Source organism: uncultured Selenomonas sp. (genome assembly GCF_963528755.1).
Classification (GTDB): Bacteria; Bacillota; Negativicutes; order Selenomonadales; family Selenomonadaceae; genus Selenomonas.
Genome location: NZ_CAURXA010000001.1, coordinates 338,349 through 360,777 on the forward strand (window position 1 = coordinate 338,349; position 22,429 = coordinate 360,777).

20 protein-coding genes, 1 other RNA gene and 1 pseudogene are annotated in these 22,429 nt (G+C 51.8%); 19 read left to right on the top strand and 3 right to left on the bottom strand.

Annotated elements, in window-relative coordinates; translation table 11 throughout:
- Positions 1-58 precede the first annotated feature (58 nt).
- The gene (gene dut / locus RWS31_RS01675; RefSeq protein WP_314595572.1) at positions 59-514 is read left to right on the top strand and encodes a dUTP diphosphatase; all 456 of its coding nucleotides are present in this window, start codon (positions 59-61) and stop codon (positions 512-514) included.
- Between the two features lie 12 nt (positions 515-526).
- Here dut and RWS31_RS01680 read toward each other — a convergent pair whose 3' ends face one another.
- Positions 527-2,284 carry an NFACT RNA binding domain-containing protein gene (locus RWS31_RS01680; RefSeq protein WP_314595574.1) on the bottom strand — a complete coding sequence of 586 codons (1,758 nt, stop codon included), beginning with the start codon at positions 2,282-2,284 and terminating at the stop codon, positions 527-529.
- A 546-nt stretch (positions 2,285-2,830) separates the two neighbouring features.
- Here RWS31_RS01680 and ylxM point away from each other — a divergent pair.
- The 10 genes from ylxM to ssrA all read left to right on the top strand — a co-directional run bounded on the left by ylxM (position 2,831) and on the right by ssrA (position 10,647).
- Positions 2,831-3,199: a YlxM family DNA-binding protein gene (ylxM, locus tag RWS31_RS01685; protein ID WP_314595575.1), complete on the top strand. Its 369-nt coding sequence runs from the start codon at positions 2,831-2,833 to the stop codon at positions 3,197-3,199.
- Positions 3,189-4,559, top strand: a complete 1,371-nt coding sequence (gene ffh, locus RWS31_RS01690; protein ID WP_009646459.1) for a signal recognition particle protein — start codon at positions 3,189-3,191, stop codon at positions 4,557-4,559. The genes ylxM and ffh overlap by 11 nt, the downstream gene beginning before the upstream one ends.
- 74 nt (positions 4,560-4,633) lie before the next feature.
- Positions 4,634-4,909, top strand: coding sequence for a 30S ribosomal protein S16 (rpsP, locus tag RWS31_RS01695; protein ID WP_006191829.1), 276 nt, complete (start codon positions 4,634-4,636; stop codon positions 4,907-4,909).
- A 70-nt stretch (positions 4,910-4,979) separates the two neighbouring features.
- A complete protein-coding gene (locus tag RWS31_RS01700; RefSeq protein WP_006191831.1) occupies positions 4,980-5,207 on the top strand; it encodes a KH domain-containing protein in 228 nt (75 codons plus the stop codon).
- 111 nt (positions 5,208-5,318) lie between these two features.
- Positions 5,319-5,726, top strand: coding sequence for a YlqD family protein (locus RWS31_RS01705; RefSeq protein ID WP_009646489.1), 408 nt, complete (start codon positions 5,319-5,321; stop codon positions 5,724-5,726).
- Entirely contained in the window at positions 5,719-6,228 is a 510-nt protein-coding gene (gene rimM, locus RWS31_RS01710; protein WP_314595698.1) for a ribosome maturation factor RimM, read from the top strand. The genes RWS31_RS01705 and rimM overlap by 8 nt, the downstream gene beginning before the upstream one ends.
- Complete coding sequence (gene trmD / locus RWS31_RS01715) at positions 6,218-6,973, top strand: tRNA (guanosine(37)-N1)-methyltransferase TrmD (RefSeq protein ID WP_314595578.1); 756 nt, start codon at positions 6,218-6,220, stop codon at positions 6,971-6,973. Before rimM ends, trmD begins: the two co-directional genes overlap by 11 nt.
- A 90-nt stretch (positions 6,974-7,063) precedes the next feature.
- Positions 7,064-7,666 (top strand): 3D domain-containing protein, encoded by a 603-nt coding sequence (locus RWS31_RS01720; RefSeq protein ID WP_399553719.1) that lies wholly within the window; start codon positions 7,064-7,066, stop codon positions 7,664-7,666.
- A gap of 109 nt (positions 7,667-7,775) precedes the next feature.
- Entirely contained in the window at positions 7,776-10,184 is a 2,409-nt protein-coding gene (gene priA, locus RWS31_RS01725) for a primosomal protein N' (RefSeq protein WP_314595580.1), read from the top strand.
- Positions 10,185-10,294: 110 nt separating this feature from the next.
- Positions 10,295-10,647: a transfer-messenger RNA gene (ssrA, locus tag RWS31_RS01730) on the top strand.
- Positions 10,648-10,786: 139 nt separating this feature from the next.
- On the opposite strand, the gene RWS31_RS01735 is transcribed toward ssrA, so the two are convergent.
- Positions 10,787-12,823: a bifunctional diguanylate cyclase/phosphodiesterase gene (locus tag RWS31_RS01735; RefSeq protein WP_314595582.1), complete on the bottom strand. Its 2,037-nt coding sequence runs from the start codon at positions 12,821-12,823 to the stop codon at positions 10,787-10,789.
- A 573-nt stretch (positions 12,824-13,396) separates the two neighbouring features.
- Between RWS31_RS01735 and RWS31_RS01740 the strand changes: the two genes are divergently transcribed.
- A complete protein-coding gene (locus RWS31_RS01740; RefSeq protein WP_314595583.1) occupies positions 13,397-14,056 on the top strand; it encodes an HAD family hydrolase in 660 nt (219 codons plus the stop codon).
- Positions 14,057-14,089: 33 nt separating this feature from the next.
- Positions 14,090-15,463, top strand: coding sequence for a 23S rRNA (uracil(1939)-C(5))-methyltransferase RlmD (rlmD, locus tag RWS31_RS01745; RefSeq protein WP_314595585.1), 1,374 nt, complete (start codon positions 14,090-14,092; stop codon positions 15,461-15,463).
- Between the two features lie 472 nt (positions 15,464-15,935).
- Here rlmD and RWS31_RS11015 read toward each other — a convergent pair.
- A pseudogene (locus tag RWS31_RS11015) lies at positions 15,936-17,131 on the bottom strand (transposase).
- A gap of 240 nt (positions 17,132-17,371) precedes the next feature.
- On the opposite strand from RWS31_RS11015, the gene RWS31_RS01760 reads away from it, so the two are divergent.
- From RWS31_RS01760 to RWS31_RS01785, 6 genes are all read left to right on the top strand, one after another.
- Complete coding sequence (locus RWS31_RS01760) at positions 17,372-17,989, top strand: SAP domain-containing protein (protein ID WP_009646355.1); 618 nt, start codon at positions 17,372-17,374, stop codon at positions 17,987-17,989.
- Between the two features lie 100 nt (positions 17,990-18,089).
- Entirely contained in the window at positions 18,090-18,389 is a 300-nt protein-coding gene (locus RWS31_RS01765) for a hypothetical protein (RefSeq protein ID WP_009646491.1), read from the top strand.
- Positions 18,390-18,425: 36 nt separating this feature from the next.
- Complete coding sequence (locus RWS31_RS01770) at positions 18,426-18,641, top strand: helix-turn-helix transcriptional regulator (RefSeq protein WP_009646506.1); 216 nt, start codon at positions 18,426-18,428, stop codon at positions 18,639-18,641.
- A 13-nt stretch (positions 18,642-18,654) separates the two neighbouring features.
- Positions 18,655-20,409: a DUF262 domain-containing protein gene (locus RWS31_RS01775; RefSeq protein WP_314595591.1), complete on the top strand. Its 1,755-nt coding sequence runs from the start codon at positions 18,655-18,657 to the stop codon at positions 20,407-20,409.
- Between the two features lie 322 nt (positions 20,410-20,731).
- Positions 20,732-21,637: a ribosome biogenesis GTPase YlqF gene (ylqF, locus tag RWS31_RS01780; protein ID WP_399553726.1), complete on the top strand. Its 906-nt coding sequence runs from the start codon at positions 20,732-20,734 to the stop codon at positions 21,635-21,637.
- Positions 21,637-22,404 carry a ribonuclease HII gene (locus RWS31_RS01785; RefSeq protein WP_399553720.1) on the top strand — a complete coding sequence of 256 codons (768 nt, stop codon included), beginning with the start codon at positions 21,637-21,639 and terminating at the stop codon, positions 22,402-22,404. Before ylqF ends, RWS31_RS01785 begins: the two co-directional genes overlap by 1 nt.
- Positions 22,405-22,429 lie beyond the last annotated feature (25 nt).

The window sequence follows — 22,429 nt, forward strand, 5'->3', positions numbered from 1 at the left end:
CCCGCAGAGGGGGAAGGCTCTTCTTCGTGACGCGGCGAAGATATTAGGAGGAAATACTTTGCGAAAGCGTGGATTTGAAATCATCAAAGCGTATGAGGCGACAGGGCTTTCTCTGCCGCAGAGGAAGACGGCGGCGAGCGCGGGCTACGATCTCGCGGCGGCGGAGGACTGCGTATTGCCGTGCGGCAAGGTGACGATCGTGCCGACGGGACTCAAGGCGTACATGCAGAAGGATGAGTATCTCGGGCTGCACATCCGCTCGGGAATCTCACTCAAGCATCAGCTCATGCTCGTCAATGCGCAGGGAATCATCGACGCGGATTACTACGACAACGAGGAGAACGAGGGGCATATCATGGTGGCGATCCTGAATCTCGGCGCGGCGGATTTTCGTGTGGAGAAGGGCATGCGCATCGCGCAGGGCATCTTCTACAAGTATCTCGTTGCCGATGATGACGAAGCGGGCACGGGCGAGGTGCGCACGGGAGGGTTCGGCTCGACGGGCAAGCGCTGAAGCGGGCGGCTGTCAGCGCTCTTCGGGAAGCAGCCTTGCCGCATCTTCTGCTGAAGGCGTCACGTAAAGCGTCTTCTGGTGCGTGAAGATGACGAAGCCCGGACGTGAGCCGGAGGGCTTTTTCACATAGCGCCGGTAGGTGTAGTCGACGGGCACGTTCGAGGAATCCTGCGCTTTGCTGAAGTGTGCGGCGAGGATGGCGGCGTGGTGCAGGCCCTCTTCGCTCGGCTCTTCGCCCGAGAGGCGCAGGATGACGTGCGAGCCGGGGATGTCCTTGGCGTGCAGCCAAATGTCGTCGGGCGCTGCCGTGTGGAAGGTCAGGCGGTCGTTCTGGTAGTTGTTCTTGCCGACGAGGATGCTCTTGCCGTCCTCGGTCACGAAGCGAAAGGGAGCGGAAGGCTTGTCCTGCCGCTTTTTTTTCATGTTCTCTTTGAGGAAGCCGCTTTGAATCAGCTCATCTTTGATTTCTTCGATTTCGGGCAGTGTCGAGGAGGCGGCGAGGGAGCTTTCGACGCTGGAGAGGTAGCGGATGTTCTCCTCGCAGAGTGCGATCTGCCCGTCGAGCAGCTTCTGCGCACGCTTGAGCTTGTCGTACTTGTGGTAGAACGCCTGCATGTTCTGACTGAGCGTCAATCTCTGGTCGAGTTTCAGCGTGATCTTTTCACCCGCTTCGCTGTAGATGTTGTCGACGGTCAGCGAGGCGTCGGCGTGGTCTTCGTAGAGATGCGCATACGTCATGAGATTGTCGCCAAAGATTTTGTAGTCCTCGGCATTTTCTGCTTGGCGAAGCTCTTCCTGCAGGACGCCGAGCTTGTTTTCGGCACGCGTGAGCTCGGTCTTGACGAATTTCTTCAGACGATCCTTTTCGGGTGGCGTGTAGGCTCCCGCAAGCTGCGTGGCTTTTTCGAGCATCGCGCTGATTGTGGAAAAGGAGAGCTGAGTGCTTTCTGCCGGGAAGTAATGGAGCGGAAAGGGAGAGGTCGCGAGCACCTTGTTGTTCTTGTCAAGGGTGAGGCTGGGCGCCGCTTCTTCCTCTATGCAGGCAGCATAGACTTCAGCGAGGGCGCACTGTAGCGCTTCCTTGTCCTTTGCGTCCAAGTCGGCGCAGCTCATCTTCTCAGGCAGTCCAGCAGAAAAGATGACCTCGCGGGCGCTCACCGGGCCGAAGCCCAGACAGGCGTTCAAAAGTCCTTTGCAAAGCGTCGCTTCCGCATCTTGTGCGAGGCGTTCGACGATGATGTCGGGCTTCACGGTGCGCAGGTCGAGCTTTTCCTGAGCGGGCGGCGGCGCGTATTCGCGTGCGGGCAGAATGAGACGCGTGCGGCTGTTCGCGCTGCCGACTTTCTTGAGAGCGTCGATGACGACGCCGTCCTGCACGAGGATGATGTTGCTGTACTTGCCGATGAGCTCGACGATGAGCGTCTTCGTGACGATCTTGCCGCCGGCCGCGAGGGAGTCGAAGTCGAAGCAGAGGATGCGGTCGAGCGAGTGCTGACGGATGTCGGCGATGCGGCTTCCTTCGAGCTGTTTGCGCAGAACCATGCAGAAGAGCGGCGGTTCTGCTGGATTCTCGGGAGGCTTCGTCGCGAGGAAGACGGCGCTTGCCTGCGGGCTTGCCGCGATGTGCAGCAGGTGATTCCTGCCAGGCTGGCGTATGCTCAAGAAGACGGAGGCTTTCGTCGGCTGCGTGATCTTGTCGATGCGTCCGCCTAGCAACGCGGCGCGCAGTTCCCTGACTAAGGGCTGTGTGGAAAATCCATCGAGGCTCATGGTCGTCACCTATTCTTTCGTAAACTTAATACGAAGTATAGCATTGATGAAAGGAGTGGTCAACGGCGTGCATCTTGCATGGGCGCATGATGAGAAGCGCGCATTTCGAATTGGTCGTCATACGCTCCAGAAGCGTGCGCGCATTCCAATAACTGAATACGGACACCGCGAAGAAGATGATGCAGAAGGGAATTCCTACCCAAAGAAGAAGTTTTACTCGTAAATTCATTTCTGCATCTCTTTGCATATTTTATTGCAAGAATTACTTCGACGTAGTCAATTTACACTATAATATTTCGGAAAAAGCAAGACATTTACCCTATAAAATAGATATTTTACCTATTGCTTTATGAGGAAATGCTTAGGTTTGCAGGAAAATGATGCACAGATTCATTGGGCAGATCATCAAGAGCAGAAAATCTTATCTCTCTGCCAAGGAAAAAACTTGACAGGATGCCTCGCCTTGCTTATAATAGCCTAGTCGGGGGAGATTCCCCTGCGCATGTCCGTTTTGTAAACGTGCCTTGCAGGAAGGCGGGTGGAGTGATGCTCGAAAGACTCTTTCATCTGGCGGAACTGTTCGATATGTACGGCATGCTGCTCACAGAAAAGCAGCGGCGCTGTCTGGAACTTCATCTCTTCGACGATTTCTCCCTCGCGGAGGTCGGCGAAGCGGTCGGAGTTTCGCGGCAGGCCGCTTACGATATCATTCATCGCTCGGAGCAGGCGCTGGAAGGCTACGAAGAAAAACTCGGCCTGCTGCGGCGCCTTGCCAAAGAGCACGAGGAACTTGCGACGATCGGCGAGGCGATTCGTAAGCTGCGCACGGAAGAGAACGATGTCGCCGTAGAGGTGGTCTTGCAGCGAATTTCGCGTCTTTTAGGGACGCAGCGGGAGGTACAGCATGATTTTTGAAAGCTTGGCGGATCGCCTGCAGCAGACATTCAAGAAGCTGCGCGGACATGGCAAGCTGACGGAGGACGACGTAAACGAGGCGATGCGCGAGGTGCGCATGGCGCTCCTCGAAGCCGACGTCAATTTCAAGGTCGTCAAGGACTTCATCAAGAAGGTGAAGGAGCGCGCCGTCGGGCAGGATGTGCTCGACACCTTGACACCGGCGCAGGTTGTCGTCAAGATTGTCGACGAAGAGCTTACAGAACTCATGGGCGGCACGCAGAGCCGCCTCAATATCTCGTCTGTGCCGCCGACCGTCATCATGATGGCGGGACTTCAGGGCGCGGGCAAGACGACCTCAGCGGGAAAGCTCGGCCTTTCTCTCAAGAAGCAGGGAAAGAAGCCGTTGCTCGTTGCGGCCGATATCTATCGACCTGCCGCCGTCAAGCAGCTCCAGGTGTTGGGCGAGCAGCTTGGCATCCCCGTCTTTTCCATGCCGCAGGGCACGGATGCCGTGACGATTGCCAGAAGTTCGATCGAACATGCGCGTTCGCACATCAACGACGTCGTGATCATCGATACGGCGGGTCGTCTGCACATTGATGAGAAGCTCATGCAGGAGCTTAAGGACATCAAGGCGGACGTCAAGCCGCACGAGATCCTGCTCGTCGTCGATGCCATGACGGGTCAGGATGCCGTGAATGTGGCCGAGAGCTTCAACGAGGGGCTGGGTATCGACGGCGTCGTTTTGACGAAGCTCGACGGTGACGCCCGAGGCGGTGCGGCTCTGTCGGTCAAGGCGGTCACGGGCTGCCCAATCAAGTTCGTCGGCATGGGTGAGAAGCTTGAAGCGCTTGAGCCTTTCCATCCCGACCGCATGGCGTCGCGCATCCTCGGCATGGGCGATGTGCTCTCCCTCATCGAGAAGGCGCAGTCCACGTTCGATGCGGAAGAAGCCAAGAAGATGGAGAAGAAGCTGCGCAAGGCGGACTTCACGCTCGACGATTTCCTCGCACAGATGCAGAAAGTCCGAAAGCTCGGTTCCTTTGAGCAAATCCTCGGCATGATTCCGGGCATGGGTGGGCTCAAGAAGCAGCTGCAGGGACAGGACATCGACCTCAACGGCAAGGAAGTGCGCCGCATCGAGGCGATCATCAAGTCTATGACGCCGAAGGAACGCGCGGACATTTCCATCATCAACGGCAGCCGCCGCAAGCGCATCGCGCTCGGCAGCGGCACGCGCGTGCAGGATGTGAACAAGCTCTTGAAGCAGTTCAACGAAATGAAGAAGATGATGAAGCAGGTCAAGAAGATGCAGGGAGGAAAGAAGGGCAAGGGATTCCCCGGCCTCGGCGGCATGAAGCTGCCGTTCATGCACTGATCGGCTCATGGAAGATTCGTCGGCTGCGATGCGTCGCGGCTGACACAAAATTATCCTTTGAAGGAGGTGAAAACATGGCAGTAAAGATTCGTTTGACCCGCATGGGCGCGAAGAAGAACCCGTTCTACCGCATCGTCGTGGCGGATTCCCGCTCGCCGCGCGACGGTCGTTTCATCGAGATCCTCGGCAACTACGACTCCACGAAGGAGCCGGCCGTCATCAATGTCGATGAAGACAAGGCCATCGATTGGATGAGCAAGGGCGCACAGCCGACGGATACCGTCCGCTCGCTCTTCAGCAAGAAGGGCATCATGGCGAAGTTCGATGAGAAGAAGCGCTCGAAGAACTGATCGAGACGAGGCGACGGAGACGGCATGAAAAGCCGCCTCCCGCAGCTTCTCTTGAGAAAAGAGGATCAGCATGAAGGAAGTCGTTGAAATCATCGCCAAGGCGTTGGTCGATCATCCCGAAGACGTCGTTGTCGACGAAAAGCAGGAAGACCGCATGACATTGATCGAGCTTCATGTCGCTTCGGATGATATGGGAAAGGTGATCGGCAAGCAGGGCAGGATTGCGAAGGCGATCCGCACGGTTGCCAAGGCCGCCGGTACCCGCGAGAACAAAAAAGTCAAGGTCGACATCAATTAGTGAACTACGCGGCAGCATTCCCTTCGGGGGTTCTTGCCGCTATTTCTTTAGGCGCACGGATGAGGTGACGGTGTTGCCTCGCATCCATGCGCTCGATGAAGGAGAGAGAATATGGACAGCATTCAGGTGAAGGTTCCTTGCACGGTCAAGGCAAAGCTGACGGAAAAGCTCAAGAAGCGCATCATTGACGAGCTGGAAGACAGTCTGCAGAAGGTCGATCTCGAATTGCAGCAGATGGGCATCGAGGAAAAGCGCATCGTCTCTGAGGCGGCGCAGCAGGACATCCAGCGTGCGCAGGCGGCGCGTCAGCACTTCGCCATCGAGCGTCAAAAGCGCATGGATTTCAAGGAGCAGGCACAAGCGAAGCTCGAAGAGACGAAGAAGCTCGCCATCGGTGCTGAAATCGTGCAGGGCACGCTGGAGCGCACGGCGGAGCTGAAGGTCGGCTCGAACATGCGCGAGCTTATGAACGTCGAAGTCCTCGTCGAGGACGACAAGGTCGTTGCGATCCGTGGCTGACGGGCGCGTCGTCATAGGCAAGGCAGGTGCGCCGCACGGCCTTCGGGGCGAAGTGCGCGTGATACCGCTGACGGATTTTCCCGAGCGCTTCGAGTCCCTGCGTGAGGTCTTCATCGGCGAGCGCGTTTTCCACGTCGAGCACGTTCACTACCATCGCCAGTTCGTGCTGCTGACGCTCGCCGAATGCACGTCGCGCGAGGCGGCGGCAAAATTGACGAGTGAGCTTCTGCGCGTCGCGCGGGAAGATGCCGCGCCGCTCGCTGAGGGCGAGTTCTACACGTTCGACATCATCGGACTCGCGGTGCTCGATATGGCAAGGGAAAGGCTCGGGGAGGTCACGAACGTCCTCAAGACGGGCAGCAATGACGTCTATGTGGTGAAGAAACCCGACGGCGCGGAATTGCTCGTGCCGGCACTGAAGAAGGTCGTGCGCGAGATCGACATCGCTGGAGGCTTTTTGCGCGTCGACTTACAGGAAGAGTTGGACGACCGTGCGGATTGACATCGTGACGCTATTTCCTGCGATGTTTGAAGCGGTGTTCGGTGAGAGCATCATCAAGCGCGCGAGGGAGAAGGGGCTGCTCGACATACGTCTGACGCAGCTGCGGGACTTCGCCTTTGATAAGCACAAGCAGGTTGATGATTCGCCTTTCGGCGGCGGCAGCGGGATGGTCTTGAAGCCTGAACCGATGTTTCGCGCCGTGCGCTCGATCGTGGCGAACAGCGCGGCGAAGAGCCGGCGCATCGTGCTCCTGTGCCCGAGCGGCGCGACATTCACCCAGGCGAAGGCGAAGGAACTGGCGAAAGAGGAGCAGCTGATCTTCCTCTCGGGGCATTACGAGGGATTCGACGCACGCATCCATGCGCATCTGGCAGATGAGGCGATCTCCATCGGCGATTTCGTGCTGACGGGCGGCGAACTGCCCGCGATGGTCGTCGTCGACGCCGTGGCGCGCATGATCCCGGGCGTCCTCGGCTCGGAAGAGTCTGCGCCGACGGATTCTTTCTACGATGGCCTCTTGGAGTTTCCGCAGTACACAAGGCCGCGCATCTTCGAGGGAATGGAAGTGCCCGAGGTGCTTCTGTCTGGCGATCATGCGAAGATTCGCGCCTGGCGTCGCAGAGAATCGCTGCGCATCACGCGCGAAAGGCGACCAGAGCTTTTGGAAGGCGTGCAGCTGACGGAGCGGGAGAAAGACTATTTGGCGAATCTTATGGCGCAAGAAGAGAATTGTGAGAAAGATTAGTCGGGGCTAAAGGAAAGCTTTGACGGAGTATCGTTTTTTTGCTATAATAGTCCTCGTAGGAAAATCAGCTTTTCTGTGAGGTGGCGTCTATTGAGAAAAATGGTGATTTTTTCGTCCATCCTTTGCATTTGCCTGCTCTTGTCGAGTGCTGCAGCCTTTGCCAGCGGTTTTCTTGTCAAGGAAGGCATGCGGGGCGACAGCGTTCGTGCCGTGCAGAAGCTGCTGATCGGGCGCGGCTATCTTGCGGATGGAGAAGATGACGGCGTATGCGGCAAGAAGACGGTGACTGCCATCACGAAGTTCCAGCAGGAGAGCGGCTTGGATGCCGACGGCATCTGCGGACAGATGACGTACAGGGCGCTCTCGGGCGGTGAGGAGCCGCCTGTCATCGAGACTCCTGTGAGCCGCGGCGGCGGTCGTTCGCTGCTTGTGTCGGCGTCGGCGTACAGCCGCTTCGATCCAGGCCTTTCAAGTCATACGGCAAGCGGAACCTTGGTGAGAAAGGGTGTGATCGCTGTCGATCCTGCGGTCATACCGATGGGCACGCGCGTCTTTATTCCGGGATACGGCGAAGCGGTGGCTGAGGACATCGGTTCGGCGATTCGCGGCAATACGATCGACATCGCCTTTGAGACGGCAGAAGAAGCGATTCAGTTCGGCCGCAAGACCATCGAGATCTTCATCATGGATTGAGAAGCGTTTGCTGTTTTTGCAGCATGATGGCGGCAGAGCATCGGAAAGGTAGGCTTTCGGCGCGAAAGATTCGCGCTGGAAGCCTTTTTTCTTGTAGGAGGAGAGCATTTTGCGAAGGGCGGAAGTCTTTGTCAATATTCCCGTGAAGAGCATAGCGAAGGCGTACAGCTATGCCGTGCCCGACGAGATGTCTTTCCTTGCGGCGGGCTGGCGCGTATTTGTGCCTTTCGGCGGGCGTAGGGTCGAGGGCTTCGTCGTCGCCCTCTGGGATGACGAAGGGGAGAGGACGGGCTACGAGCTGAAGCCGATCATCGCCGTTGTCGACGAAGAGGCCTGGTTTACGTCCGAGATGCTGGAAACGGCACGTCGAATCGCGGACTTCTACCTGTGCTCGCCCGCTGAGGCGATGCGGCTCTTCATGCCGGGCAAGAGCGGCTTGAAGATCGAGGTCGAGTATGAGGCAAAAGAGGGGGAAGAGCCGTCTTTGACGGGCGCGGCGCAGCAGGTTTTCCGTTGCCTCCGTGAAAATGGCGTCATGCGGCTTTCCGTACTTCGCAAGGCGCTTCCTGCGCTTGCCGCAGAGATGCCTGTTCTCCTGGAGAAGCTCGTGCAGCAAAAGCAGGTGCGAAAGCTCTATCGGGCGCAGCAGCGCGACAAGGCGCGTTATGAGAATATCCTGTCGCTCGCGCGTCCGCTCGATGAGGCTGTGCTCTCACGCTATCGAAGGCGGCGTGCACAGAAGCGTCTGTTGGAGCTCCTTGCTGCAGAGGGAGAAAAGGCGGATGCTGCCCTGCGCGAGGCAGGATTTTCCGCCGCTGTCCTTCGCGCGGTACTCGAAGCGGGCGATGTGAAGAGCGAGAAGCGGCGCGTTCTGCGCGACAGTTACGGAGATATGACAGGCGTCGGGGCGATGGTCGACCTGACGGCGGAGCAGAGAGCGGCGGTCGATGCCGTGCTTCCTTACATCGGGCGGCGCGAGCATCGCGGCTTCCTCTTGCAGGGCGTGACAGGAAGTGGCAAGACTCAGGTCTATATCGAGACGGCGGCGGCCGCGCGCAGGGAAGGGCGCAGGGTTATCGTGCTCGTTCCTGAAATCGCCCTGACGAGCCAGATCATCCTCGCCTTTAAGGGATCTTTTCCCGAGGACATCGTCGTCATGCACAGCCAGCTTTCCCTTGCCGAGCGAAACGACGCGATCTTCCGCGTGCGGCGCGGGGAGGCGGGCATTGTCATCGGTGCACGCTCGGCACTATTCACACCCATCGAGAACGTCGGACTCATCATCCTCGACGAGGAGCAGGATATGTCCTATAAGCAGGATGAGGCGCCGCGCTACCATGCTCGTCCCATCGCCGAGGTCATGGCGAAGCTGCATCGCGCCGTACTGCTTTTGGGCAGCGCCACGCCGTCTCTTGAAACTTCGTACCGTGCGCGCTGCGGCGAGTTTACGCTGCTTTCGATGCCAGAGCGCATCGGTGCGAGACCGCTCGCGCATGTCGAATGTGTAGACATGCGCGAAGAACTGCATCGCGGCAATCGCACGATCATCTCCGTGCCTCTGCGTCAGCTCATTGAGGAAACGATGGCGAAGAAGGAGCAGATGATCCTCATGCTGAACCGCCGCGGCTTCTCGACCTTCGTCATGTGCCGCTCGTGCGGCGCCGTCGTCAAATGTCCTTCCTGCTCGCTGCCGCTCGTCTATCATCGCAGCGGCAGGCTCCTGTGCCATCACTGTGACATCGAGCAGGCCGTGCCGCTCCTGTGCCCCGAATGTTCGAGTCCCTACATCAAATACTTTGGCTCGGGCACGGAAAAGCTGGAAGCGGAACTCAAGGCGCTCGTGCCGACAGCACGCGTCGTGCGCATGGACAGGGATACGACGGCGCGAAAGCTCGCGCACCAAGAAATTCTCACGGCGTTTCGCGAGAAGAGGTACGACATCCTGCTCGGTACGCAGATGGTCGCCAAGGGGCATGACATCCCGGGCGTCACGGCGGTCGGCATCCTCAGTGCCGATGCGAGTCTCAACATGCCCGACTTTCGCGCGGCGGAGCGCTGCTTCATGCTCATCACGCAGACGGCGGGCCGCGCAGGCAGGGGCGAGGCTGCGGGACAAGTCGTCGTGCAGTGCTACAGCCCCGAGCACTATGCGGTGCAGGCGGCACTCAAGCAGGACTACGAGGCCTTTTATCGCGAGGAGATTGCCATACGCGAGCAGCTCTTTTACCCGCCGTTCAGCCGCCTTGTCAAACTCATCGTGCAGCATGGGGAAGAGGAGGCGGCGCGTCAGGAAGCGTGCCGCATTCAGGAAAACTTCCTCGCTGCCTTCGCAGGCAGGGAAGGGCAGCAGATCATCGGTCCTGCACCCGCCTTGATCGCCCAGTTTCGCGGCATCCATCGCTTTGTGCTTCTCATCAAGACGGCGGATCTCGCCGCCGTGAGGGAGTTCCTGCGCGGCGAGGGACTGGATCAGAGGAACGATGTGCTCATCGACGTCGATCCGATCATGACGATGTGAGCCATGCAAAAATACTTGTTGCAAAATTTCTTCAAAGGCAGTATACTATACATCCAAGCTGAACGGGCTTTTGAGAGTCTTTTCAGCGAGCGCTTCATGTGCATGCCAACGGGGACGTAAAGGTTTCGACGAGGGTAGATGGTGCATGGGCAGCGAGCCGGGGGTTCACCATCCCGTCAGCAAGGTGAAACTTTTATTTAAACATAAAAGCAAACGAAGACTACGCTCTGGCAGCTTGACGCCAGCCTCTGTCCGCTTGGCTCCCGCCTGAGCGGATAAGAGGACAACTGCGGGATACCTGAGAGTTGATTTTCGCAGGCTCAAAAGGGAATTTTTTGCGGAATCGGATGACGGAAGCCTGTCTGCGGGCGTCTGGATTCTTAAATAAAAACACAGACTGCGCTCGGAGAAGCCGATGAAACAATGCTTTCGGACAGGAGTTCGATTCTCCTCGTCTCCACCAGAGAAAAAGCGGCAGAGCCGTTGAAATAAAGAAGAGGACGCCTGCGGCATTCGTACCGCAGGCGTCCTCTTTTCGTGTTTGCACGTCGGCTTCGGTGATCGATGTGCGTAGGATTGTCTTCTGTTCATCCATGGGAATTCTACTTCTTTTTCTTTTCCAACAGGGCAAAGAAATCAGAAATCTCCATCGGCCGGTGGAAGTAGAAGCCTTGGATGTAGTCGCAGCCCGCCTCGAGAACGGTCTGAAGTTCCTGATCTGTCTCGACGCCTTCGACACAGACCTTCTTGCCGAACTTATGACAAGAGTAGACGATGCTCGATATAAAGTCGCTGCTGTTTTTGGAATAGGCCATTTCTTTCATCAAGCTGCGATCGAGCTTTACGATGTCGGACGGGTGTTTCAAGAGAAGTTCCAAGGAGGAATATCCCGTGCCAAAGTCGTCGAGCGCGAGACGAATGCCGAGGTCGCGGCACGCTTCAATGAAGGTCTGTAAAGTGGCGGGGCTTTCGTTGTAGTTCGTTTCCGTGAGTTCTGCAACGAGATTCTTGCCATCCATTTTGTGACGGGCAAGGGTCTGACGCATGAAGGGCAGGAAGTCGGGGTCCAGCACTTGATGATAACTGACGTTGAAGTTTAGGGAAAAGTTAGGGTTCGTACGGCGTATACGCTTGGCATGGATGACTGCCTGTTCGAAGATCCAGCGTCCGACAGCGCGGATTTGTTGAGTGCGCTCCAAGATGGGGATGAATACGGCGGGTGAGATGTTCGTGCCCTCGTGGGACCAGCGGCACAGAAGTTCGCCGCTGACGATGCCGAAATCGTCGGTGGTGACCGTCGGCTGGATGACCGTGCGGAAGTTGGCGCAACCATGCTCGACATCCTCATTGATGGCGAGCAGGAAACGGCTGAGGTTTTTGCGCGTTTCGAGATTCTTTGAGGAGAAAAGAACATAAGGCTCATCGGGGGATTCTTTTGCGAGATCCAAGAGGCTCAGCATGTTGGCGATGATCTCATCACATGCTGTATCGCTCGGTATGCCCTCCATCAAGGCGAGAGAAGAGGGCGTTTGTACAGCAAGACCGTAGATGGCATAGAGATTCCTCACCGTCAGACTGATGAATTCGAGTATCGTCCTCGGATCTTCAGTGATATTGGGCGAAAGGATTGCGAGGAAGCGCAGACCGTCGAGGCGGTAGATCAGAAGACCGTCGCGGAAGCGGTTCGTGAGTCCGGCTGCGATGTCTTTGAGAAGTGCATCGGAATGGCTTCGGCCGTGCATCTCGTTGATTTCGCGGAAGTTGTTCAAGCGGAAGCCGATGAAGGAAAGGGAAGGATATTCCTTTTGCAGTTCCTGCAATTTGATTTCCGCACCGTTCTCGCGTGCAAATCCTGTGATAGGATCGACGACAAAATCGAGTGCGAGGCGCGAGATGCTGCCGGAAAAGAATAGGGGATTCTCGCGTGTCGAATCCCATTTGAGGATGCCGCAACAACGAATCCAGAACTCGTTTCCTTTATGATCGCTCACACGGTAGCGCAGATCATGGGTATCGCGCTTGCTTTCGATGATGTCGGCAATGTCTGCCCTGTATGTGGCGAGATCGTTGGGGCGATGGATTCGACTTTCCCATTTCTTGAGAAAGTCCTTGACAACGTTGCTCTTGAAAGCAAAAGTTTCGCGCATCTGGTCGTTGATGTAGAATAGGTTCGATTGCATGTCGCCGAAGTAGATGTATTGGTCGGCGAGTTCAATGGAATCGAGGAAACTTGGGAAGTCGAAGCGATTCTCTCGAAGGAAGGTGGAGAGAGCTCCCTTGTCGGCATCGGCATCGATTTCTGCAGCAACGCCGCCCGTGCTGCGCAAGAGATCCCTCATGCGGATGATGCGCATTGCAAAGCGCCCGACAAGGTACAACGCTGCTGTGAGATCACGAACTTTTTCCCAATCAGGAACATCGGAGATGATGACGCCTGATGGCTCGCCATCCTTGAAGAGGGGGACAGCGGATAGGGAGTAAAGACCGAGCGAGGTGAAACACTGGCTGGCAAGAGGGTGTTTGGCAGCAATCGCCTGTGTATCCTTATAGAGAATGCACTTGCCGTTCATCAATTGATCATACGTCAAGGCGACAGCAGCGCGCACGAGGCCATCCTCAGGCTGCTTGTATGGTTCCATATCATTTGAACTCCAAGTGTAGGCGGGCGTAGAGCGCTCATCCAAGGGTTCGATGATCATGATGCGATGCAATGCAAAGATATCGCCTATATACTGAAAGAGCGAGCAGATGCCTTCGTCAGATTCTTCTGTATCGACGATTTTTTTCAAAAAAGCTGCAGAAAGTTCGGTTTTTTCACAGAATTCATCAAGCCATTCCAAAACGGAGTTCATGATTCTTCCCAACTCCTTTGTAGCGTTTTTGGGAATCGCTGATAAATTTAGTACAGTCATCTTGATGCATCTTTTCTGCCCGCTCTGCATCGACAAATCTTCACCGATCTGACGGACTTCGTTTATCAGAGCTTCCTTTACTATACGATGTCATTATACATGAAATCCCCCTATTCGTCTATTATTTATAGGAAAAAAGTTCATATTTTTGAAAATCTTTGAATCGCACTTCGCTTTTAAAAGCAGTGCGATGGACTTTGACGTGTGTTTTCGATCAACCGTGTATTCATGCAGGGAAAAAGAAGCTTTTCGCGAATAAAAAAAGAACAATAGTTGGACGATAGCAGAAAGGTGATTCCTATGCAATATAAAGCTGTGATCTTTGATTTAGACGGTACCCTTGTTGATTCCTTGGCTGATCTTTCGGACAGCGTGAATCTCATGCTGGAAAGTTACGGCTTTCCGACACATGAGGTGGAAAAGTACCGTTATTTCGTCGGTAATGGCTCGAAAAAGCTCATGGAGCGTACCTTGCCGAGGGATAAGGCGGCGTCCGCCGAATTTGTTGAGGAAGCGCTCGCGAAATATAAGGCGATCTACAAGGAGCATCTTCTGGAAAAAACGCGTCCCTACAATGGCGTACGGGAACTTCTGGAAGAACTGAAGAGTCGTGGCATTCCTTTGGGAGTCTGCACGAACAAGCATAATGATGCGGCGTTGACCATCGTGAAGATTCTTTTTGCACCTGGTACCTTTGAAGAAGTGCTCGGTGATCGCCCGGGTTTTCCGAAGAAGCCCAATCCTGCGACCCCATTGGAAATCGCTTCACACCTTGGCGTGAAGCCCGATGAGGTGGCTTATTTGGGCGACACCTCGGTTGACATGGAAACCGCTGTGCACGCGGGATTTTTGCCTGTCGGTGTCCTCTGGGGATTCCGTCCCGAAGAGGAACTTGTGAAAAGCGGCGCGAAGGTCTTGCTCAAAGCGCCGTTGGAACTCTTGGAAAAAGTGGAGTTTTGAATAGTTGCCAGACGATTGAAGGAAAGAGAAACAATGAGAAAAGAAATTCCCGTGCAACAGGGCGAAAAATATGAAATCACAATCAAGACCCTTGGCGCGAGTGGCGAGGGTGTGGGGCGTGCTGCCGATTTCACTGTATTTGTGCTCGGCGCTTTGCCTGGCGAGCGCGTGCTCGTGCGTATCGACGAGGTTAAGAAAACGTATGCGCGCGGAAAACTCGTGGAAATCTTGGAGAAAAGTCCTCAGCGCATTTCCCCCGCCTGTCCGATTTATGACTTTTGCGGTGGCTGTCAGCTTCAGCACCTGTCGTATGAGGGGCAGTTGCACTGGAAGCGTCAGCAGGTCGTCGATGCCGTCGAGCGCATCGGAAGGCTTTCCGGCATCGAGGTGCTGCCCGTTTTAGGTGCGAAAGAGCCGTGGTTCTATCGCAACAAGATGCAGTTTCCCGTAGGAAGGAAGCGGGGGAAGACGGTCATCGGCTGCTTTGCCAAAGGCTCGCATGATATTATCGATACGAGGGACTGTCGGATTCAAAAGGAAGGTAACAACACCATTGTCAACGTCATGCGCGAGGTCGTCGATCGTTTGCGTATTCCCATCTATGATGAAGATCGTCACACAGGTGTCCTGCGCCACGTCGTCGGCCGTATTGGGGAAAACGGCGAAGCGATGGTCGTGCTCGTCACAGCGACGAGGGATTTGCCTAAGGCGAAAGAAATCATACGGTTTCTTAAGGAGCGCGTGCCAAACCTCAGGAGCGTGCAGCAAAATATTCAGACGTACCGCAATAATGTCATATTGGGGCGCGAGACAAAACTCCTCTGGGGCAAGCCGACGATCCCTGACCGCATCGGCAAACTGCACTTCTCCATCTCCGCACGGTCGTTTTTCCAAGTCAATACGGAGCAGGCCGCCGTTCTTTATGAGAAGGCTCTCGAATATGCAGACCTCAATGGAATGGAAACCGTCATCGACGCCTACTGCGGCACAGGTACGATCACGCTCTTCCTCGCACAAAAGGCGCATCGTGTTTATGGCATCGAGATCGTCAAGCCCGCGATCGATGATGCGAAGAAAAATGCGCGTGACAATCGCATAAAAAATACGGTGTTCCTCGTCGGTGACGCCACAAAGCTCATGCCGCACCTCTATCACGAAAACGTTCATCCCAATGTCATCGTCGTCGACCCGCCGCGCGCTGGCTGTACGGAAACCGTTTTGAAAACCTTCGCCGCTATGCATCCTGATCGAATCGTTTATGTGTCTTGCAATCCCGCAACTCTGGCAAGGGACATGGCATTCTTGGCGACACTGGGATATATGGCGAAGGAAATACAGCCGGTCGATATGTTTCCGCAAACATCGCATGTCGAGTGCGTGGTATTGATGTCAAGAGATCAGAAGTAAAAGCAGGGAAAAGGCTTGAAATCAAGGGATTCCGAGAATATTGCTGGTAGCGTCGCCGGAGTCCCTTATTTATGCCCTTTGCCAACAGTTGCCACTACTGGTTTTTCAGTATTTGTAACAAGAGAACTGCTTTTGTCCTTGGCGTAACAAAGGAACTACTGTTTTTCGAGGTTCTGGAGAATGTGTGAGAAGGGAACTTATACCACCACGAAAACGAACCGTAAATTCGCAAAGTAACTTCCGCTGATGTAAGTCTGTGGGATTTAGTCTAAGAAAGCCGATAGGAGTAAGTGCGAGAAGCATCAGAATTTGTATGCAATGGATGACCTGAGCACAATATCGTCTTAAAAGCGACCGAACCATAAGGGATCATCTGGAAAAATGGACATGCTTCGCACTCCGAAAAGCGAGGCTTTTCAGAGTAAGTTCCACCCTAGCGGGATTTACTATGAGAAAGATGTGCAGCGCAAGATCAGCCCTTTAGAAGCCTAGGAGACTGCACGACATCTTCCGGCGCAACATACGAGATACCCAAAAGAGCAGCCAGTTCCTCGGAAAAAGCGAACGTAAACATCTCATAGGGAGACTTGCCGCTGTAAATGTTGCGACGGACGCCATTGATGTGAGAAAAAATCAAATTGACGGTATCCTGTGTGAAATGGTCGAAAGAAGACCCCTTCGGCACAATATCGCGAAAAAGTGTGTGATTCTTCTCAATTTGCGCCTTTTGGCAAGACTGCATGGGATCGCAGAAAAAAAAGGCAGGCCTCCTTTTCTCCCTCAAGATTGTTCTCAAAGGCGAAAACATCGGAGAACTCTCCACCGTTGTCCGTAAGCATCACGGGCATAAGGACAGGAAAAGAAAAACCGCCTGCAGTCAAAGTTCGTTTGACCTCTTGGAACTTCAAGGCAGCCTGCACAGCCGTCTTGTTTTCGAGCAGAAGCCCGAACATGAAATTGAACGCAGTGAAGTGGACGGTGAGGATGACTTTGCCGCCCGAAACTCCGATAACGGTATCAAGCTGCGTATGTGCGCTAAGCCCTTCCCGTTCCATATGAGCGAGGAAATCCGCATAGGTGCGTTCCTTCTTTATGGCGGAAGGAACGACATCCGCCCACTTCTTTTTGCGAGGCTTGAACTTTACGGCGCGTGGAAGGTGAATCTTGGAAGCCGAATAATATCCCTTGGAAAAATGCCGATAAACCATGCTGAGAGACACATTGAGCTCTGGGTGAGAAGCGACGATAATAAATGTGCGGCCCCTTCTCAATGCAAGAGGAAATGATGCGATCCTGCTTGTAAAAAGACGCACGGTTCAACGGAATGCCTTCGCGTGCATCGTGCAGGAGCGCTTCGTATTCGGCATGTGCCTGCGGAGCGACATAGAGAAGGCGGAGGAAGCGGCAGTTAGCGGAACGGCGCTTGGGGCAGGCGTTGCAGACGAAGGGCGTCTTGTCGAGCAAGGGGCAGAGTTCGTCCGTTTGCACGAACGCATTGCGGTGCTCTTTGCGATGTTGCTTCACTTCGTAAGATATGGTGGTAGGATCTTTCTGAACGAGCAGGGCGATCGCCTTGAAGGACAATCGCTTGTCGAGCCCGTTCATGATTTCCTGGCGGTCTTGTGCAGTAAGGTGCTTGTTCTTCTTGTTGTTGTCTGCTTGCTTCATGATGACAGCCTCCTTTGTGTAGAGAGATTTCTCACACTAAATTCAGCCATAAATTCTTCTCAGAGTAAATCCCGTCAGTGACCTATTATGTGAGATTTACTTTGGAAATTTACCAAATATAGTAAGGTGGCAGGTCAAGCTGAGTTTGATAAGTTTTAATTTAAGGCTTTGAGAAATTTTGGTATAATAGAATAATAGGATAATAGATAGAAATAAAATTGAATTTGGTGAGGTGATCACTTGAAGGAGCTTAGACCCAATTTCAGAGACATAAAATCATTTGAGGAATTTAGCAGATACTATTGGTATCGAGAAGAACTTTCAAAAATTTGCAAGTCTCTTGGATTAGAATATAGAAGTACAAAGCAAGAACTGAATCATATTATAGAACAATATTTTAATGGGAATAGAATAGAGAAGTCTCAGAGATTTGTAAACAAAAATCAAACGGAAGTTGTAACGTTAAGTACACCATTACTTGAGTGTAGTTTTTCTTTTAATAAAAAATTTCGAGAGTATTTTTCAGCTGTAACGGGTGTTAGTCCATTTAAGTTTAATGCTGATATGGCAACGGCATGGAGAAAAGTAAAATCAGAAAATGATTTAAATTTTAAAATTCAAGATATGCTGAAAGTATATTATGGAGAATCAGAATATGCTAAGTACGATAATTCAGCTTGTCAATGGAATCAGTTCCTAAAAGACTTTTTTTTGGATAAATTTAGCGAAAATTATTTCGATAAGTTAAAAGTGGCAGCTATCCTTTGGAAAGAAGTCAGAGATTCAAAGAGCAAAAAAATATATTCTAGGGAACTTCTAAATGAATATAGAAATAAAATTGAAGAGTACCATAAATAGTGAAATACCAGCTTGTCGATTGAATAAAATATATAACTAAGACATTTACAAAAAAGTAGATGTCTTTTTCATGCTCATTTTTAGGAAAGGAGGGATGTAAGTGGCTAACAGAATAAAAGGAATTACCGTTGAAATTGGTGGAGATACTACCGGCCTTGATAAAGCCTTAAAAGGAGTAAATTCTACAATAAAAAATACGCAGTCACAGCTTCGTGATGTGAATCGGCTATTAAAACTTGATCCTTCCAATGCTAAACTACTTGCTCAGAAACAACAGCTACTGCAAAAGGAAATTTCTGAAACCAGTGAAAAGTTAAATGCCTTAAAAGAGGCAGATAAGCAGGCAAAAGTACAGCTTGAAAATGGAGAACTTGGTCAAGATAAGTATGATGCCCTTTAAGGATAATTTTGTATATCCTATTGGAAGGTGAATTCTATGGTAAAGAATAATATTGAAGTGGATGTAAAAGTGAAATGCATTGAAGCCGGAAAGACGCAGGTGCAGCTTGCAGAAGAGATTGGCACTACTAGCCAGTATGTTAACCAGATCATTAAGAAAAAAGATGGGGTTGTTAATAAAACCTTTGTACAGATGATGGAAAAGCTAGGTTATGATATTGAGCTAACCTATGTGAAGAGGAAGGAATGCTAAGGAGGATAATATTATGGCATATGAGACACCATTAACAATAGCTGAGGTAATGAAGGACATTACTGCAAATAAATATGTTTTACCTTCTATTCAGCGTGAATATGTTTGGGATACCGAGCAGATTGAAGCTTTGTTTGATTCTCTTATGAGGGACTATCCGATTGGGACATTCCTTTTCTGGGAGATTAATAAGGAACATGTAAACGACTATGACTTTTATGGATTTATTAGAAATTATCATGAGTATAAAGGTGTACATAATAAGAAAGTCGATTTAAAAGGTTTGGATGGCGTGACAGCTGTTCTTGATGGACAGCAACGTCTCACCTCAATTTATATAGGGCTTAAGGGAACCTATGCCTATAAACTTAAATATATGGCAAAGAAAAATCAGGAGGCATACCCAGCTAGGAAATTATACTTAAACTTACTATCATATTCTACGGACAGTAGTAACGAGTATGAGTTTAAATTTCTTACAAATAAAGAAGTGCAAAATGATGAAAATACATACTGGTTCGAAGTCGGTGAAATCCTTAATATGAAACAAGATGGTGACGTTGCGATGTTTGTTACTAAAAATATAGGCTTTTCAAAGGAGTTTAAGTATACTGAAGAACAGACAATATTCGCTATCAATGCTCTGTCTAAGCTATATAACATTATTAATAAGGTTGGCACGATTAGTTATTATAGAGAGAAGACGGTAGAACTCGATAAAGTTCTAAATATATTTATAAGAGTCAACAGTGGAGGGACACCTCTAAGTTACTCTGACTTGCTTCTATCCATAGCTTCTGCACAGTGGGAAAACCATGATGCGAGAGAAGAAATTATTGAGTTTGTTGATGATGTAAATGCAGTAGGAGCAGGATTTAAAATCAATAAAGATTTTGTGCTGAAGACGGCGTTGGTTCTTAGTGATTTTACGAATATTGCTTTTAAAGTGGACAATTTTAACAAACAAAACATGATTAAAATTGAAAACAATTGGGATAATATAAAGAAAGCTATTAAACAGGCGGTTCTTTTGGTTTCATCATTTGGTTATTCAGGTGAAACACTAACATCAAATAATGCGCTGATTCCAATTGCATATTACCTTTTTATTAATGGTATGCCGGATAACTTTGTTGATTCAGGGATAAACAAGAATAATAAAGATAAAATAAAGAAGTGGCTTATACGTTCTCTGTTAAAGAAGACATTCAGTGGACAACCAGATAATGTGATTAGACCAATTCGTGAGATTCTAAAAGCAAACGGAACAAATGAGTTTCCATTAGACAGTATCATCGACAAGTTTAAAGGTACAAATAAATCCATACAGTTTACGGATGAAGATATTGAGGAGTTCCTTTTGAAACTTAAATATGGAAAGAGTGACACACTTTCAACTCTCATGTTGCTATATCCATCACTAGATTTCAGTAATAAATTCCATGAAGATCATATGTATCCGAAGAGCAAATTTACAAAAACTTATCTCCGAAAGCAGGGTGTTCCTGAGGAACAATTAGATTGGTACATTGCAACGGTTAATGATATAAGTAACCTTCAGCTTCTTGCTGCACAGCTTAATGAAGAGAAGCTTGCTACTGATTTTGATGAGTGGTTTAACGAACAACATCCTACAGATACAGATAAGATTCAGTATAGGACTGTGAATTATCTGCCAGATATGGAGTATTCATATGAAAATTATCCAAAGTTTATAGAGGATAGAAAAGCACTTCTAAAAAAACAGTTAAGTGCAGTTCTGCTTTAGGATAATATGGGTTGTTATACTAATAAAAGTGATATGTTCCCAAGAACTGACAAAGATATAAAAACATGGGTGATATGTTCCCAAGAACTATTAAATCAACAGAATGTGCCAATGTAAGCTATGGTATCAGCTCGTGTCACGTGGAAACGCTCACGAAACTTATCAGGAAAGATTTGCTGTAAAGAAAAGGCCTCAAATCGAATTAGACTGCACTCCAAAATACGGACATGGATAGCGATAAATCGTGATTTCTTTGTTTTATACCTAAGCGCATGATGTAAGAACTCAGTAAAATCAAGGGTCGAAGGGAATATGTATAATGATGAAAAATGATGTAGCGAGAGATATACCCATCATCCAATGGTATCCGGGCCACATGAAGAAAGCACGGGAACTGGTGGAGGAGAATTTGAAGCTTGTAGATGTCGTTGTCGAATTGCTTGACGCGCGGATTCCAGCGGCGAGCGCGAATCCCATGCTGCGAGAGATCGTTGGCGACAAGCCGCGCGTCGTGGCGCTCAACAAGAGGGATCTGGCGGACGAGAAGATGACGAAGTGTTGGCTGGAATATTTTCGTGCACAGAAGCTTCCGGCTGTTGCGCTCGATTCTGTGACGGGGAAGGGCATGCGGGAACTGTTGGCGCTCATTGAGAAGGCTGCGAAACATCGTACGGAAAGGTTGGTATCGAAAGGTGTTGCAGCACGCAAGGCGCGTGTGATGATCCTCGGCATACCGAACGTCGGAAAATCGTCCCTGATCAACCGCTTGGCAGGCGCGGCGAAGGCGAAGACGGCGGACAAGCCCGGCGTCACGCGCGCGAAGCAGTGGATACGCATCGGAGCGGACGTTGATCTCTTGGATACGCCGGGGATTCTTTGGCCGAAGTTTGAAGACCGCGCGGTTGGACTTAAGTTGGCGTTTACCGGCGCGGTCAACGATGAGATCTACGATTTGGAGAATGTGGCGCACTTGCTCCTTGCGGCTTTGCGGCGCGATCATCCGGAACGCTTGCAGGAGCGGTTCAAGTTCAAGGAGGAGCTTCCAGAGACTACGGAGAAACTGATGGAGGCGATCGGACGCAGGCGTGGCTGCCTTTTGAAGGGCGGACGCATCGATTTCGAGAAGGTGCAGCATATCCTTCTGACGGAATTCCGTATGGGGAAGTTCGGCAAGATCAGCTTGGATGTGCCCCCGACGAAACCATCGGAGGAAGTGGACGGCGGTTAATGGATGGGGAAGAAATGACGATAAGAGAACTGGAGTGCCTTTATCGTGCAGGGAAGTGGACTGAGGAGCTGCAGAGGCAGTGCCTGTCGGATTCCCGCACAGGTGTGCAGCGATTGGTGCGTCGATGGGAGCGAGATGCGCAGGAGCGCGCCCGCGTCGAAGCACTGTACCATTACGAATTTTTGGCACGTGAGAAGGGCTGTCTGCTTGTGGCAGGCGTCGATGAAGCCGGTCGTGGCCCTTTGGCGGGACCCGTTGTAGTCGCCGCAGTCATCTTGCCGCTGGGTCTTTTTCTGCCGCATTTGAATGATTCGAAGAAATTATCTCCAGCCGTGCGCGAGGAACTTTTTTCTGCCATTATGGAAAGCGCTGTCGCTGTGGAAATCGTGAGCATTTCAGAGAAAATCATCGACGAAAAGAATATCTATCAAGCGACGAAGCAGGGGATGTACGAAGCTGTTTCCGCCTTGCGGCCGCAGCCGCAGCATGTCTTGCTCGATGCCGTGCCGTTGAAGCTTTCTATGACGTCTTCTCCCATTGTCCACGGGGATGCAAAGTCGGCGTCGATTGCGGCGGCATCGATCGCGGCCAAAGTTACGAGGGATCGCCTGATGCTGAAATATGACGAGGAATATCCGCAGTATGGTTTCAAAAGGCATAAGGGCTATGGGACGGCGGAGCATTTGGCGGCTTTACGGAAGTATGGGCCTTGTCCCATTCATCGAAGATCGTTCGAGCCGGTTCTTTCGATGGCGGTGAACCCTTGAGGCAAGGACGCGTTGATGAGGCCGG

Bases quoted from the DNA above. Each gene is read 5' to 3' on its own strand.
- RWS31_RS01740 (WP_314595583.1), top strand. From the start codon at position 13,397: ATGCAATATAAAGCTGTGATCTTTGATTTAGACGGTACCCTTGTTGAT.
- RWS31_RS01735 (WP_314595582.1), bottom strand. From the start codon at position 12,823: ATGGAACCATACAAGCAGCCTGAGGATGGCCTCGTGCGCGCTGCTGTC.
- RWS31_RS01770 (WP_009646506.1), top strand. From the start codon at position 18,426: ATGGTAAAGAATAATATTGAAGTGGATGTAAAAGTGAAATGCATTGAA.
- ffh (WP_009646459.1), top strand. From the start codon at position 3,189: ATGATTTTTGAAAGCTTGGCGGATCGCCTGCAGCAGACATTCAAGAAG.
- rpsP (WP_006191829.1), top strand. From the start codon at position 4,634: ATGGCAGTAAAGATTCGTTTGACCCGCATGGGCGCGAAGAAGAACCCG.
- rlmD (WP_314595585.1), top strand. From the start codon at position 14,090: ATGAGAAAAGAAATTCCCGTGCAACAGGGCGAAAAATATGAAATCACA.
- RWS31_RS01680 (WP_314595574.1), bottom strand. From the start codon at position 2,284: ATGAGCCTCGATGGATTTTCCACACAGCCCTTAGTCAGGGAACTGCGC.
- ylxM (WP_314595575.1), top strand. From the start codon at position 2,831: ATGCTCGAAAGACTCTTTCATCTGGCGGAACTGTTCGATATGTACGGC.
- RWS31_RS01700 (WP_006191831.1), top strand. From the start codon at position 4,980: ATGAAGGAAGTCGTTGAAATCATCGCCAAGGCGTTGGTCGATCATCCC.
- RWS31_RS01775 (WP_314595591.1), top strand. From the start codon at position 18,655: ATGGCATATGAGACACCATTAACAATAGCTGAGGTAATGAAGGACATT.
- RWS31_RS01705 (WP_009646489.1), top strand. From the start codon at position 5,319: ATGGACAGCATTCAGGTGAAGGTTCCTTGCACGGTCAAGGCAAAGCTG.
- ylqF (WP_399553726.1), top strand. From the start codon at position 20,732: ATGAAAAATGATGTAGCGAGAGATATACCCATCATCCAATGGTATCCG.
- RWS31_RS01785 (WP_399553720.1), top strand. From the start codon at position 21,637: ATGGATGGGGAAGAAATGACGATAAGAGAACTGGAGTGCCTTTATCGT.